Genomic DNA, 13,905 nt, shown 5'->3' with positions numbered 1-13,905 from the left:
TGGCATAAATGCTCTTGAAATAGCCAGTAGTTTCCAGTATCAGTATTTTGCTTCTCGGTTTTCGATATGGGCCATTAGCCGATCAACTAATCTATATACCCTGGTATATGGGTTCCACGCGGCATTGTGCTTGTCGTTATGCAGTGCTTCTAAAGAGTGGGCACGGTCTATAGCTTTAGTTACATCCCCCTTGGTATGTACAAACTCACAAATGCCCGTATCATTTTTTTCGTAATCTGCTCCCCGTAATTTAGATAATCTTTCAAAATAAACTTTTCTGCTGATGGCTGCATTCAGCGTTCCAAAATGCAGAATGAACCAAAGCTCAAAACATTCATTAGAATGGCCGCTTTCAATCCCTTCACTATTGGCAAGGGCTATCGCTTTTTCATAGTCTGTATCCGTAAAATCATCTTTATCAAAAAGTGCCCAAACCTCATCATACGCAGGTGCATTATGGTTTTTCTTTCTTTGCTCCCGAAGGTCAACCGCTTTTTTTACCACAGCAACAGTATCCTTACTATGTCCTTTGGTATCCACCTGTACCATCTTATTAGGTAGCAGCGATGCCAGATACTTAAAATACAAAACCTCCGTTTCAGTTCCTTGACTTACTATCAAATAGTATTTACGCTCTGCTTTACTGTTTATAACAGGTACGGTAGGCGTCCCAGCTTTAATATCGGCCATCAACTTTGCAAATCCACTCAATTCCTTGCTCTTATTTTTTGCCATCCTTCAGGAAATTTTCAAGATTTTCGATAAAAGGAATGCCGCCATATTTGCCTTCCAGGTAGTTTTTGGCAAAAGGAGTTTCATTACGAACAGTTTTGTACTCGGCAAGGCTCACTGTGGTAGTAGCACCAAAGTTGTCTTTTTCAACAATATAAACCTGGTCCCTTCTCAAAAGCTCATGATCTACTACAGACACGTCATGACTTACGGCCATTAGCTGTGCCCCGCTTTTTACAATTTCACTGTTGAAAAGGCCAATAATAGCCTTGGTCAATAGTGTATGAAATCTTGCGTCCAGTTCGTCTATTAAAACCAAGTTGCCGGTTTTAATGGAAGATAGTATTGCTCCAAGAATGTTATAAAATTTCTTGGTTCCTTCCGATTCATGGGTCAGCATATCAAACGATTCTTCTCCGGTTATCTGCCCTTCGTTATTATAAATATCATGACGCGCAAACACGCGGCTCTCGTTGTCTGGATCTAAGTCGCCAGGAGACAATACACCACGCTCCTGAAGATGCTGCCGCTGAGTCTCCCTAAATTTGACCACATTTAACGACTTAATCCCCAGATCTGCATGTGCTACGAGATCATTGATCAGTTTATTATATTCTGTTTTTTCTAACAGCTCGTTTGTATGTCTTTTAAATTTTCCGTCATGTAGTCCATGTATGGTAACCATGTCGAAAAACCATTTATAGATTTCCTTTGCCAGCGGCACATTCCATTGGTCTGCGACTGATAGAAAAAGCACGTTTTCATTACATTTTTTTTCTAGCCCTTCCGCATTCAGGAATTTCTTTTTGTCAATGTCAAACTCTTGCGCAATTCTTAAAAAAATCGGCGATTCAGTCGTCAATTTCACTTCAATCAGCCACTCAGATTCTATATGTTTACGGTTTGCTTTAAAGCCATACTTGTAGCGCTTATTTTTAATGATGAATTCAGATTCGAAGTGTGAAGGCTGTTTTACAGTCTCTGTATTCAGTTTGAAAAAATGCACTGGAAGCGGGGATGTACTGTGATGAGTTGTTGACGTCAATATCAGTCCGCGGTAGGTTACAAATGCTTCCAAAATGTTTGATTTGCCGCTGGCATTTGCACCGTACAGCAATACTGTCTTTAGCAATTTTGCTTTACCTCTATCAAGTACATTTGTCTGTTGGTGGGCAGCTATAGCCGTTGCCTCAAAATTTATGACTACAGGGGCTTTAATAGACTTGTAGTTTTCTGCTTTAAAATAGACTAACATACATGCGGATTTTATGCAAATTAAAGCAAATAAAGCCAAAATGATTCTAAAAATACGTCGTTTATGCAGAAAATCAGCATAATATGCATGTTTTGTAGATACGGGCTATCTGAAGGCCCATATTCGTCTTCTTCTCTAAAGGCAAAAAGTTTTTTATCCAGAGACATTCTGGACAAATTGTCCAGATAAGTTCCTGAAATTGGGGCATAATTATAAATCTGGACAAAACTGTCCAGATTTATGTCCAGATAATTTTGATATCAGGATTATAATCATTTCAATTCAATCCAAACAGGCGCATGATCACTTGTCTTCTCCCAACCCCGAACATGTTTATCAACACCACCCCCATTAAGCCGATCCGTCAAATGCGGACTCATTAAAAAATGATCAAGCCTCAACCCCGCATTCCGCTCCCAGGCATGGCGAAAATAATCCCAGAAGGTGTAAATGATTTCACCCGGGAAAAGCTGCCGGATAGCATCACTCCATCCCTGCTTTAAAAGCCTGTCAAAAGCCTCCCTTACTTCTTCACGAAAAAGCGCATCATTGATATACTTCTCAGGCTTATAAACATCCAGCGCGGTAGGCATCACGTTATAATCTCCAACCAGGATGACAGGCACATCATGCTCAAGCAGCTTTTTAGCATGTGCGGTTAATCGTTTATACCATTTGAGTTTATATTCAAACTTCTCACCAGGGTAGGGGTTACCATTCGGGCAATAGAGGCAAGAAATTACCATCTTCCCAATAACCGCTTCAAGGTAGCGGCTCTGGACATCTTCCTTATCTCCCGGCAACACACGCCGAACCTCCTCAATAGGAAGGGACCGCGAAAGGATAGCAACGCCGTTCCAGCTCTTCTGCCCATCCCATACCGCCTGATAACCAGCTGTCTGGATGGCCGCTAAAGGAAACCGATCATTGGGTGCTTTCAATTCCTGCAGGCAAACAATATCAGGCTTAGCCTCCTCCAGCCATTTAAGCAAAACAGCTAGCCGCCCATTAATTCCATTGACATTATAACTGGCAATTTTTAGCATATTGATGATGCTCAAAAACTGTTCCCTAATAAAGTCGCTCCACCTTCTGCTGCGAGGGTAGGGGTATTTTTTATAAACAAAAGAAAAAAAACTGTTCCCTAAAAACAAAAAAGGCCGCCCCTCAGGACAGCCTCACTATAAAAAAATCTCCTTTACAACTCCAATATCTGCGAAAGATTATTCAACTCATCAAACTTATACTGCTCCTTATCATTCCGGAAACACTTCGCCAATTCACTCATCAGGAACTGAATGATCCGCTGATTACTCATCGGTTTATAATACTCCGGCAACTGCGGCACATTTACCCGTTTAAAATAAGTCTCCACATCCTGCTGTGTATAGATCTGCCCCTGGATAGGATCAATGAAGAAAAGTATCCTGTAATCCCCTGGATCAGCAGGCTCCGTAAAATCATAGAAAGTATCAAAATAAGCCAGGATGAACTGGCGGGGAATGTTCACTGCATACACCGGAAGGTCCAGCATAGAACAGAGGCTTTGATAGATGATCCCGTTGGTGATAGGGTTCCCTTTCTTAGCTTCCATCACCTGGTTAAGGAAGAACTGGTTCTTACGCTGGTAGGACACCTCTTCACCCTTTAAGCCGAAATAATTATAGATCATGCTGTTCAGCACGTTGATCTGCTCCAGCGGTGTGAGGTAGTTATTTAATTCCAGCCAGATATTCCGTTTGATACGTTCAATCTCCGTATTCACCGTAGCTGCCACCAGCTCCGGATACTGATACCGGGCAGCCAGGATAGCCCCCTGCACCAGGTCCTGCGTACCGGTACTCCCCCAGATACGAACAGCTTCCTGTAAATCCTGGTAGTGAACACGGTGAATGAGCAGTTCTATTCGTTCCTGGATAGATTCGTCGTAAGTGGTTTCCCAGAGATGCTCCAGGTTCGGAATAATTTCTTTTCCGAACAGCAGGATCTTGCTGGCCACCGTATCAAATACTTCCTGATCCGGATCATCCAGTAAATGGAACAATGCGTTTATTTCCCTGGTTTCGTTCAATGCAGCTAGAGTTAGATTCTGGTAAACAATTTACGAATTGTAGTCTGAATTGGAAGCATTGTATTTCTACAATAAAATCAGTATCTTCTATTCCGCTTTCTTCTTCCGTGCAGGCGCTTTCTTTTTAGGAGGATTAGCCTTCAGCTCTTCAATGATCGCTTTTGCTTCTTCCACCGTGATGTCCGCTGCAGTATCTATTTTTTCTTTCGGAATCTTATAATTCTTCAGACCTACTTTAAGATAAGGGCCATAAGGTCCTTTCAGCACCTGGATCTTTTCTTTCTCAAACACCTTAATAGTACGTTCATCTTTGGCCGTACGTTTTTCAGCGATGAGGGGTGCTACTTCTTCCAGTTCTACAGAGTAGGGGTCCATTTCCTTTTTGAGGGAATAGAATTTCTTATCATGTTGCGCATAAGGACCAAAACGACCGATATTCACCAGTACATCCGTTCCTTCAAAAAGACCCAGGTTACGCGGAAGGCGGAACAGGTCCATGGCTTCTTCCATGGTGATGGTCTCAATGCTTTGCGTTTGTTTTAATTTGGCGAAGCGTGGTTTCTCTTCATCTTCTACTTTCCCGATCTGCACCATTGGGCCAAAACGTCCCATACGCGCTACAACCGGTTTGCCGGAAGTGGGATCTTCTCCAAGTGGTCTTTCCCCTTTCACCCTTTCTGCTTTCTCGAGGGTTTCTTCCACCGTATGATGGAAAGGATCGTAGAACTCATGCAGCATGATGTTCCATACCTTTTTGCCATGGGCAATTTCATCAAACTGTTGTTCAATATTAGCCGTGAAGCTATAGTCCATTACTTTTTCGAAGTACTGTTTGAGGAAGTCCGTTACCAGCATGCCCAGGTCCGTAGGGAACAGTTTGGATTTCTCCGCGCCGGTGTTCTCCTGGTCTGTTTGTTTGCTGATCTGGTCATTCTTCAGGAAGAGGATGCGTACATCCCTTTTCACGCCTTCTTTATCCCGTTTTTCTACATATCCGCGTTTCTGAACAGTAGTAATAGTGGGGGCGTAAGTAGAAGGTCGGCCGATGCCCAGCTCTTCCAGTTTCTTTACCAGACTTGCCTCTGTATAACGGGGAGCAGGGCGGGTATAACGTTCAGTGGCCTTCATTTCCTTCATTTCCAGCACCTGCTTCACAGCGAGTGGTGGCAATACACCTTCCTGATCTTCTTCACCTTCGTCCTCATCATCCTGACCCTCCATATATATCTTGAGGAACCCGTCAAATTTCAGCACTTCCCCGCTGGCTGTGAGGTCTTCCTTATTGGTAGAGATCTCGATCTTGGCGATGGTCTTTTCCAGTTCGGCATCACTCATCTGGCTGGCGATGGTCCGTTTCCAGATCAGTTCATATAATCTTTTGAGATCGGCGTCGTCCACGGAAGCATTCTCCATATAAGTAGGGCGGATGGCTTCGTGGGCTTCCTGAGCGTTCTCATTTTTGTTCTTGTATTTGCGGCTTTGGTAGTAGCGTTCGCCATAATTCTTGTGAATGGCATTGCTGATGTCCGTCATGGCGGTTTCCGAGAGGTTCACGGAATCCGTTCTCATATAGGTGATATTACCACTTTCATAGAGCTTTTGCGCCAGGAGCATCGTTTTGGAAACACTGTAACCCAGTTTCCGGCTGGCTTCCTGCTGAAGGGTAGAAGTGGTAAAAGGCGCTGAAGGTGATTTCTTACCCGGTTTTACCTGGATGTCTTTCACCGTATAAGCTGCCCCCACACATTGTTGGAGGAACTTTTCCGCATCTTCCGCAGTTTTGAACTTGGTAGGTCCTTCTGCTTTGAAAGTGATGGTTTTACCCGCAATGTCCTTGGCGAGGAAAAAAGCTTCCACTTTGAAGCTGCTGGTAGTAGTAAATCCATTGATCTCCCTTTCCCTTTCCACGATCAGGCGTACGGCAACCGATTGAACACGGCCAGCGGACAGAGAATTGCGCATGCTCATCTTTCTCCACAAAACGGGCGACAGTTCAAAACCAACAATACGATCCAGGATCCGGCGGGCTTGCTGAGCGTTCACGAGGTCCATGTTCAGCAGGCGGGGATTCAGAACGGCTTTTTCAATGGCAGGCTTCGTAATCTCATGAAATACAATGCGTTTGGTAGTAGCAGGGTCCAGGTTGAGTACTTCGCAAAGGTGCCAGGATATGGCTTCCCCTTCACGGTCCTCATCCGTTGCGAGCCAAACCTCATCGGAGTCCTTCGCTATTTTTTTTAATTCCTTTACAACCTTTTCTTTATCTTCTGGTATTATATACTTGGGTTTGAAGCTGTTCTGAATGTCAATACCCATATCATCCTTTTCAAGATCCCGGATATGACCAAAACAAGATTTAACCTCAAAGTCTTTACCTAAAATTTTTTCTATCGTTTTTGCCTTTGCCGGGGACTCAACAATTACAAGATTTTTAGCCATGAACGCCTGCTTTATTTACTATAATTACGCAAAATTTAGCACGAAAGGTGCGAATCCGCATTCTGCAAGTATATAAAAGTAGGTTGATATAAAAAATATTATCCGGTAAATAGTTGATTTCGAGGTAGCAATGGCAGGAGGCAATCCTCCATATAATATATTTAGTCTCCTATTAGCTGTAAAGGCAGTATTATTACATGTTAAAATAAAGCCATGTATCTGGTGGTTGGCATGGATTTGGGGGCCATACCGCCGTTAACCGAATTTTAAAAACGTATCATGGACATAGTTATTATAGGAGCGGGCAATGTGGCGCATTGTTTTGGTCACCTGATGAAGTTACACGGTCACCATGTAACCCAGGTGATCAGCAGACGGAAGGAAAACGCCCGGGAACTGGCAGAATTGCTGGGAGGGGAGTATACTACCGAACTGATAGATATTAATATGGAGGCAGATGTATACCTGCTGGCTGTAAACGATAGCGTGATCCTTGAATTGAACGACCAGTTAAGACTGGGCCGGAGGATTGTGGTTCATACCGCAGGGGCAGTACCCATGGAGGCTATTTCCCGCATGTCCATGAATATCGGGGTGATCTATCCCCTCCAAAGTATCCGGAAGGAGATCAAGAGTTATCCTTCCATCCCCCTCATCCTGGAAGGTTCCAACGATGAAGTATTGAAGCGGTTGTATGCCCTGGCACAGAGTATTTCTCCTGTTACGGCTACCATGAACTCCGCCCAGCGCCTGCAAATGCACCTGGCAGCCGTATTTTGCAACAATTTCACCAATCACCTGATAGCCCTGGCTAAATTCTATTGTGAGCAGGAAGGGCGGGATTTCTCCCTTCTCGGGCCAATTATCCGGGAAACCTTCCAGCGGCTGGATAAATATCCGCCGGAATCTGTACAAACAGGCCCCGCTATAAGGCACGATGAACAGACCATGGCCCTTCATCAATCCATCCTGGCACAATTTCCTTCCATGCAACAGATCTATCCCATGCTGTCTGAAAGTATTTACCAGTTCCACCACGCAGAAAAATAGCTATTTTTGCCCATTCATGGAAAAACACCAGCAGAACTAACGATGAACGTATTGGAACAATTCAGGCACATCCGCACGTTCATATTCGACGTGGATGGCGTACTGACAGACGGAACGGTACAATTGCTCCCCAATGGGGAACAAAGCCGCAAAATGAGCATCCGGGATGGCTATGCTCTGCAGCTGGCTGTTAAAAAAGGCTATCGCATAGCCATTATTTCAGGCGGCCGCTCAGAAAGTGTGGTCAACCGCCTCAACGGATTAGGCATCACAGATATCTTCACCGGCGTCACCAATAAACAGGAAAAACTGGAAGATTATGCCATTGAACATGATCTGCGCTGGGAAGAAGTACTCTTTATGGGAGATGATATTCCGGATTACAGGGCCATGCAGTTATGCGGTTTGCCCGTTTGCCCCGGAGACGCTGCCCCGGAAATAAAAAGCATTTGCAAATACATATCCCCCGTGACAGGTGGCCAGGGTTGTGTCCGTGACGTAATTGAGAAAGTATTGAAACTCAACGGTCACTGGACAATGGACGAAGGGGTGGCATCAAAATAGCCGGATTACGATTAGTTCAGCTACATTCGTCATTCGAAATTGAATAATTCTACATTGAATTGAATATGACTCTCCTCGCGGCCTTTTTCAGAATGATACGGTACCCGAACCTGATCTACATTGTACTGACGCAATTTTTGCTGCAGTACTGCGTGGTAAGGCCGGTATTATTAAATGGAGGAGCAGAACCTTCCCTCTCTTTCCCGCATTTCCTGATGTTATGCCTCTCTACCATATTGGTAGCAGCCGGCGGATACATCATCAATGATTATTTCGATATCAATATCGACCTCGTCAATAAACCAGATAAAATGGTGGTGGACAGGATCATTAACCGCCGCTGGGCCATGGCCTGGCATACCCTCCTGAACATGGCCGGGGTATCACTGGGTTTCCTGGTAGCTTTCCAGATCGGCCAGTTCTACCTTGGTTTTATACAGGTGATCTGCACCCTGTTGTTATGGTTCTATTCCACTTCTTTCAAACGCCAGGTGCTGATCGGCAACGTAGTGATCTCCATCCTGACCGCATTGAGCGTAGTGGTGGTAGGGTTTTACGAAAAGCAGATCTATTCCAGCTTTGAAGCCATCATGTCCTTCGAAGGAAGAAAGCTCATCAAGATCATCGGTGTTTACGCCACCTTCGCTTTTGTATTATCCATGATCCGTGAGATCGTGAAAGATATGGAAGACATGATCGGGGATAGTAAAGACGGCTGCCGCACACTACCCATCGTATGGGGATTGAAGAAAACGAAACGTTTCACCATCCTGCTGATGGTAATTTTGCAGGTCTTGCTGATCACTATCATGGTGGTAACTGGTTTGAAAGAATGGTATGCAGCAGTGGCTTACATCTTCGTTTTCGTATTGGCGCCTTTCACCCTTTTCGTACAGAAACCTTTCCTCACGGCCTATACGCCGGAACAATATCATAAGATCAGTACCTGGATCAAGATCGTGATGCTCACAGGTATCTTATCAATGATCTTCTTTAAAATCATGTTGTAATGTACGCTGGTAAACGTGTGATCCTGGCATCGCAATCTCCGCGCCGCAAGCAGTTATTAGAGCAGGCCGGTATTCCTTTTGAAGTAATGGTGAGTGAAGCAGCAGAAACCTTCCCGCCGGAAATGCCCATTGCAGAAGTGCCGGTACATATTGCCCGCCAGAAAGCCAATGCTGTCAGCAGCTCTTTTGGAAAGGACGATGTGATCATCGCTGCAGATACCATCGTTTTACTGGATAAAGAGATCATCGGCAAACCGACAGACAGGCAGGACGCCATTAATATACTCTCCCGCTTAAGCGGACGCATACACGAAGTGATCACAGGAGTCGTGATCCGTTTCAATGGAACGGAAGATGCCTTTTCGCAAACCACAGAAGTACATTTCAAACCCCTTACCCCCGAACAGATCGTTTACTATGTAGATCATTATCAACCTTTTGATAAAGCCGGCGCTTATGCCATCCAGGAATGGATAGGGGCTGTGGGCATAGATCGGATAAACGGTTGCTTTTATAACGTGATGGGCCTTCCCATCAGCCAGGTAGCGGAACGCTTATCCAGATTATAATAATATATACATTATAGAAATTATATTTATATTTGTCCCCGAAATGCAGAATTTTGTAATGTAAGGAAGCCCTATGCTGATGAAAACCCTTGGATGCTTAACGGTGTTGACAATAACCCTGTCTGCCTGCAAGAAAAAAGACGCTCCGCCTGCTCCGCCAATAGATTATTGGTTGGTTTCCAGCATGATAAAGGGAACAGATACGACTCACTTCTTTTATAATTCCAACAGAACAATAAAACAGGTAAATGAAGCCAATAATGATTCCTTTAAAGTAGTATACGAAAACGGCCGGATCAAACAATTCGTGTACCTGATGGAATATGTGAAGGGCCTCCCTTTTAGATCTTTTACATACAGCGGAGAGAACATCGTGCGGATCAATCAGTATGGCTGGAACTTACAGGACCAATGGGTGATACTGGATTATGATTCCCTGGTGTATAAGAATGGCCGGCTGGCAGAATACCACGAGATCAGCGGAGGCATCCGCAGCAGGGTGAACAAATTCACCTGGGAAGAGAAAAATATAATAAAAGAAGAAGGTTTTGACGTAGACCAGGGAACAGACATACCCGCTTACGTGAACACCTATACGTATGCGGCAGAAGAAGGAGTACAGCATCGCATCAGCGGCCAGTTCCTTTTCCTCTACCTGTTCCGGGATTTTACGCTTTTGAGTGATAAGATGCTGGCCAAAGCGGAGAGGGCAAGGGTTCCCGGAGAGATCTTGTTTTCAAGAACAGTGAAAGACTTTGTGCTGGAAGGAAAGAATGTGGTGAAAACAACTGAAACAACAGAAGACCTTGATAATAATCAGTCACTGACTTTTAATACCGTTTTTGAATACACGAAATTTAACTAGTAAAAGAACCTATTATCCTATGAAAACAAAACTGATTGGCATCTCTGCCATGATATGCCTGCTTGCGTCCTGCTCGGAAAAAGATAATGCAGCAGTGGATCCCCCCGATGTCATGGTCGAGTGGTTCCTGTCCGCAAAGATCCGCAATACAGATACTACGCGCTATTTCTACGATAATGAACACAAAGTAAGTAAAGTGCTCTCCATTATGCCCTATCCCGCCCCTAGTGGTGTTACCACCATCTATACGGTTCAAGTGCCAGAATATGTAAATGGCAGGATAGAAAAAATGCGGGTAACACTTGATTCAACTATCACGCCCCGGCTGGAATGTATCTTCCAATATAATGGCAGCCTGCTCAGCAGGATAGATTACTACAATGACGACAGCTCTCCATCCAGTGCAGCAGATTCCCTGGTGTATGCAGATGGTAAGTTGAAGGAATATGTGGTTATTCAGCAGGGCAAGATAGATCACATCCTGAAACTACAATGGACCGGCGGAAACATCACCAAAGTAGAACGTCACAGAAATAATGAAGGTACGATGGTACATGAAGCCACCATCAACTATACCTACGATGATAAAGCTAATTTCTGGAAAAACATTCCCGGTAATTTCGAAATACTCACCAATCCCTGGTATGTGGAATACCTGAGTGAAAATAACCTGTTGAAAGAAGAAACCACTTTACTGCCTTCCAACGTATTGGCCGTAAGGAATACAATGGTCTACACCTACGATGCAAAAGGCCTGCTGGAAAAGATCGCCACAAAAGAAGAAGACCTGCCTAACAGCCTGACCAAAGAGTACACTGAAAACTTGCAATACATCAAAAAATAGAATACACCCTACCCTATGAGAAAGCCACTATTTAGCTTAATAGTCATTGCCCTCTTTTTTTCGTCCTGTAAAAAGGATGATGATCCGGCAGCTGAAAACTGGTATTTAACCAGGTTGATCGATGTATACGAGGCAAGAAATGATACCACCTTCATTTCATACAATGCGGACAATACGTTTAAAGAATCCCGTTTTTCATATATACACAACGATGCGCCGGCATTTAATGCTTTCGGCGCCGTTTACGAAGGCGATAAAATTACCGGTATCCAAATGTGGAGCAATTCCATGCCTGAGCGCCATACCATCACTTCAATTCAGTATACCGGCAACCTGGTAACCATTGCTGACCAGGAAGTATATGATCGTGAGCAGGCCAAATGGGTGATCAACAGTCATGATTCATTGGTATATGCCGGAGGAAAATTAGCTGAGTTATATGCGAACTACAAGAATGGTTCCACTACATTCTATAAACTCACCTGGGAAGGAGATAATGTGAAGAGTTATGAATGTTATTCAAAACAAACCGGTACTGAATATGTATTGTTCCAAACGTTTAACTACACGTATGATGCCAAACCAGCATTCCACCGGATGTTGACTGGTAACTACTATTGGCTGGCGGACATCACAAATTTCACCTATCTGAGTGCTAATAACGTAACTAAAGCAGACATGATAAGACAACCGGAAGGAACCGTGGAAACCAGCAGGACCAATACATTCATATATAACGGAGAAGGGCTGCTAACATCCATCGCTACGAGAGAAGAATCTGTATATCTTGAATCTGCTAAAAATTATACAACTGTTTTAGAATACACAAAACGATAAACAACCTATGAGAAAAACACTGTTGGGCTTAACTGCCATGACCCTCTTTTTTGCAGCTTGTAACAAAGACGACAACGACGACACAACACCTGGAACTTACTACCTGAGCAAATTTATTCAAGTGGGAGAAGATGGTAATGATACCACACTGATCTCCTACAATGAAAACAATACTTTCAAAGAAACATATTCTTCCGGCATGAACAATGGCCAGTTGGAATTCTATGAGGCAGGACCGGTATACGAAGGAGGAAAGATAATAGCTGTGCAGCAAAGAAGCAGTTTGAATCCTGTTAGTCACTACACGAAATCCTTTGTTTATACAGGTGATCTTGTAACAAAAGTGAACTATTATTGGGATAATAACCAGGATGGACAGTATGAAGTGGGCCCTGCTTTTGATTCACTGGTATATGTCGCAGGAAAATTAACAGAATTATGGGCGCTGAACCCGGATCAACCTGATAATCAGAATAAATATCTGCTTACCTGGGAAGGGAATAATGTGAAGACCTGCTCGCTTTACTTTAAACATTCCGGCAATGATTTTATACTGGAAAGTGTAAATAAATATACCTATGATAACAAGCCCGGATATCAGCATCTCATCGGATCATACCTGTGGTTAGATGATCTGACCAGCTTTGAATACCTGAGTGCCAATAATGTCACAAAAGAAGAATACTTCAATAATAATGATGTGCTGGGTTCCACTTATACCCATGCATATACTTATGAAGGCAACCTGCTGAAAACGATAGATACAGAAGAAGCATTCACAGATCCTGTACGTTCAGAAACCTACAAAATAAAGTTTGAATACATCACAAAATAAACGGTAAACTACTTAAGCAAATATCCTATGAAAAAAACAATGTTGGGCTTAACAGCCATCACTCTCTTCTTTGCAGCCTGTAAAAAAGACGACGCTTCACCTGAAACCTACTACCTGAGCCACATTATCGAAGTTGGCACAGATGGTAATGATACCACTTTCATCACCTATAATGCAGACAATACCTTTAAAGAGTTGTCTTATTCCTACATTAATAATGATATACTGGAATCTTATGCACAAGGCCCGGTTTATGAAGGAGGAAAGATCGTATCCATCTACGAAAAGAACCCTGACCAGCCTGCATTGCACACAATCAGTTCTTTTGTATATACAGCTGGTGTTGTTAGTAAGGTGCAATATTTTGGAGACAGGAACGGAGATGGAATAGAGGACACATATCGTTATGATTCCCTGGTGTATGCTGGCGGAAAGCTCGCTGAATTGTTTGAAATGAACAACGGTTATAATAAGAAATCCGTATTGACCTGGGAAGGAAACAATGTGAAGGTCTGCAGCCTATACGTGAAAGAAGGTGGCGCGGATTATGTACTGAACAGCGTAAAGAAATACACCTATGATAACAAACCCGGCTTCCAGCAACTCCTCGGAAATTACCAATGGTTAAGTGATGTAGCCAGCGTTGAATACCTGAGTGCCAATAACGTGGTAAAAGAGGAAATGTTCATGAATGGTGAACTGTATTCCACCTTTACGGATGTGTACACTTTTGAAGGTAATCTGCTGAAAACGATAGATTCTGAAGACACATTTGAAAGTGGATCTCCGGACATCTACAAAGTAAAACTTGAATATATCACAAGATAACCTGTA

At 43.5% G+C, this 13,905-nt stretch carries 14 protein-coding genes; 9 read left to right on the top strand and 5 right to left on the bottom strand.

Annotated elements, in window-relative coordinates:
* Positions 1-39: 39 nt before the first annotated feature.
* The 5 genes from GFS24_RS18230 to topA form a co-directional block, all read right to left on the bottom strand.
* Positions 40-735, bottom strand: coding sequence for an RloB family protein (locus GFS24_RS18230; protein WP_153661832.1), 696 nt, complete (start codon positions 733-735; stop codon positions 40-42).
* A complete protein-coding gene (locus tag GFS24_RS18225; RefSeq protein ID WP_153661830.1) occupies positions 722-1,987 on the bottom strand; it encodes an ATP/GTP-binding protein in 1,266 nt (421 codons plus the stop codon). The genes GFS24_RS18230 and GFS24_RS18225 overlap by 14 nt, the downstream gene beginning before the upstream one ends.
* A gap of 272 nt (positions 1,988-2,259) precedes the next feature.
* Entirely contained in the window at positions 2,260-3,048 is a 789-nt protein-coding gene (gene xth, locus GFS24_RS18220) for an exodeoxyribonuclease III (protein ID WP_253906522.1), read from the bottom strand.
* Positions 3,049-3,185: 137 nt separating this feature from the next.
* Entirely contained in the window at positions 3,186-4,058 is an 873-nt protein-coding gene (locus GFS24_RS18215) for a transglutaminase-like domain-containing protein (protein WP_153661828.1), read from the bottom strand.
* 87 nt (positions 4,059-4,145) lie between these two features.
* Positions 4,146-6,497: a type I DNA topoisomerase gene (topA, locus tag GFS24_RS18210; RefSeq protein ID WP_153661826.1), complete on the bottom strand. Its 2,352-nt coding sequence runs from the start codon at positions 6,495-6,497 to the stop codon at positions 4,146-4,148.
* A gap of 279 nt (positions 6,498-6,776) precedes the next feature.
* Here topA and GFS24_RS18205 point away from each other — a divergent pair, with 279 nt between their 5' ends.
* The 9 genes from GFS24_RS18205 (at position 6,777) to GFS24_RS18165 (ending at position 13,899) form a co-directional block, all read left to right on the top strand.
* Positions 6,777-7,547 carry a Rossmann-like and DUF2520 domain-containing protein gene (locus GFS24_RS18205; protein WP_153661824.1) on the top strand — a complete coding sequence of 257 codons (771 nt, stop codon included), beginning with the start codon at positions 6,777-6,779 and terminating at the stop codon, positions 7,545-7,547.
* A gap of 6 nt (positions 7,548-7,553) precedes the next feature.
* The gene (locus GFS24_RS18200; protein WP_253906521.1) at positions 7,554-8,111 is read left to right on the top strand and encodes an HAD family hydrolase; all 558 of its coding nucleotides are present in this window, start codon (positions 7,554-7,556) and stop codon (positions 8,109-8,111) included.
* Between the two features lie 65 nt (positions 8,112-8,176).
* Positions 8,177-9,121 (top strand): geranylgeranylglycerol-phosphate geranylgeranyltransferase, encoded by a 945-nt coding sequence (locus tag GFS24_RS18195; protein ID WP_153661822.1) that lies wholly within the window; start codon positions 8,177-8,179, stop codon positions 9,119-9,121.
* Positions 9,121-9,690 carry a nucleoside triphosphate pyrophosphatase gene (locus GFS24_RS18190; protein ID WP_153661820.1) on the top strand — a complete coding sequence of 190 codons (570 nt, stop codon included), beginning with the start codon at positions 9,121-9,123 and terminating at the stop codon, positions 9,688-9,690. Before GFS24_RS18195 ends, GFS24_RS18190 begins: the two co-directional genes overlap by 1 nt.
* Positions 9,691-9,769: 79 nt before the next feature.
* Positions 9,770-10,555, top strand: a complete 786-nt coding sequence (locus GFS24_RS18185) for a hypothetical protein (RefSeq protein ID WP_153661818.1) — start codon at positions 9,770-9,772, stop codon at positions 10,553-10,555.
* Positions 10,556-10,574: 19 nt separating this feature from the next.
* Positions 10,575-11,399, top strand: coding sequence for a hypothetical protein (locus GFS24_RS18180; RefSeq protein WP_153661816.1), 825 nt, complete (start codon positions 10,575-10,577; stop codon positions 11,397-11,399).
* Positions 11,400-11,414: 15 nt separating this feature from the next.
* Positions 11,415-12,236: a hypothetical protein gene (locus tag GFS24_RS18175; protein ID WP_153661814.1), complete on the top strand. Its 822-nt coding sequence runs from the start codon at positions 11,415-11,417 to the stop codon at positions 12,234-12,236.
* 7 nt (positions 12,237-12,243) lie between these two features.
* Positions 12,244-13,071 carry a hypothetical protein gene (locus GFS24_RS18170; protein WP_153661812.1) on the top strand — a complete coding sequence of 276 codons (828 nt, stop codon included), beginning with the start codon at positions 12,244-12,246 and terminating at the stop codon, positions 13,069-13,071.
* Positions 13,072-13,098: 27 nt separating this feature from the next.
* Entirely contained in the window at positions 13,099-13,899 is an 801-nt protein-coding gene (locus tag GFS24_RS18165; RefSeq protein WP_153661810.1) for a hypothetical protein, read from the top strand.
* Positions 13,900-13,905 lie beyond the last annotated feature (6 nt).

The organism is Chitinophaga sp. SYP-B3965, assembly GCF_009647655.1.
Lineage (GTDB): Bacteria > Bacteroidota > Bacteroidia > Chitinophagales > Chitinophagaceae > Chitinophaga.
This window is presented reverse-complemented; position numbering and strand designations above follow the sequence as displayed.

Excerpts from the sequence above, each read along its gene's own strand:
- GFS24_RS18230 (WP_153661832.1), bottom strand. The coding sequence starts at position 735 with ATGGCAAAAAATAAGAGCAAGGAATTGAGTGGATTTGCAAAGTTGATG.
- GFS24_RS18225 (WP_153661830.1), bottom strand. The coding sequence starts at position 1,987 with ATGTTAGTCTATTTTAAAGCAGAAAACTACAAGTCTATTAAAGCCCCT.
- topA (WP_153661826.1), bottom strand. The coding sequence starts at position 6,497 with ATGGCTAAAAATCTTGTAATTGTTGAGTCCCCGGCAAAGGCAAAAACG.
- GFS24_RS18205 (WP_153661824.1), top strand. The coding sequence starts at position 6,777 with ATGGACATAGTTATTATAGGAGCGGGCAATGTGGCGCATTGTTTTGGT.
- GFS24_RS18195 (WP_153661822.1), top strand. The coding sequence starts at position 8,177 with ATGACTCTCCTCGCGGCCTTTTTCAGAATGATACGGTACCCGAACCTG.
- GFS24_RS18190 (WP_153661820.1), top strand. The coding sequence starts at position 9,121 with ATGTACGCTGGTAAACGTGTGATCCTGGCATCGCAATCTCCGCGCCGC.
- GFS24_RS18185 (WP_153661818.1), top strand. The coding sequence starts at position 9,770 with ATGAAAACCCTTGGATGCTTAACGGTGTTGACAATAACCCTGTCTGCC.
- GFS24_RS18180 (WP_153661816.1), top strand. The coding sequence starts at position 10,575 with ATGAAAACAAAACTGATTGGCATCTCTGCCATGATATGCCTGCTTGCG.
- GFS24_RS18175 (WP_153661814.1), top strand. The coding sequence starts at position 11,415 with ATGAGAAAGCCACTATTTAGCTTAATAGTCATTGCCCTCTTTTTTTCG.
- GFS24_RS18170 (WP_153661812.1), top strand. The coding sequence starts at position 12,244 with ATGAGAAAAACACTGTTGGGCTTAACTGCCATGACCCTCTTTTTTGCA.
- GFS24_RS18165 (WP_153661810.1), top strand. The coding sequence starts at position 13,099 with ATGAAAAAAACAATGTTGGGCTTAACAGCCATCACTCTCTTCTTTGCA.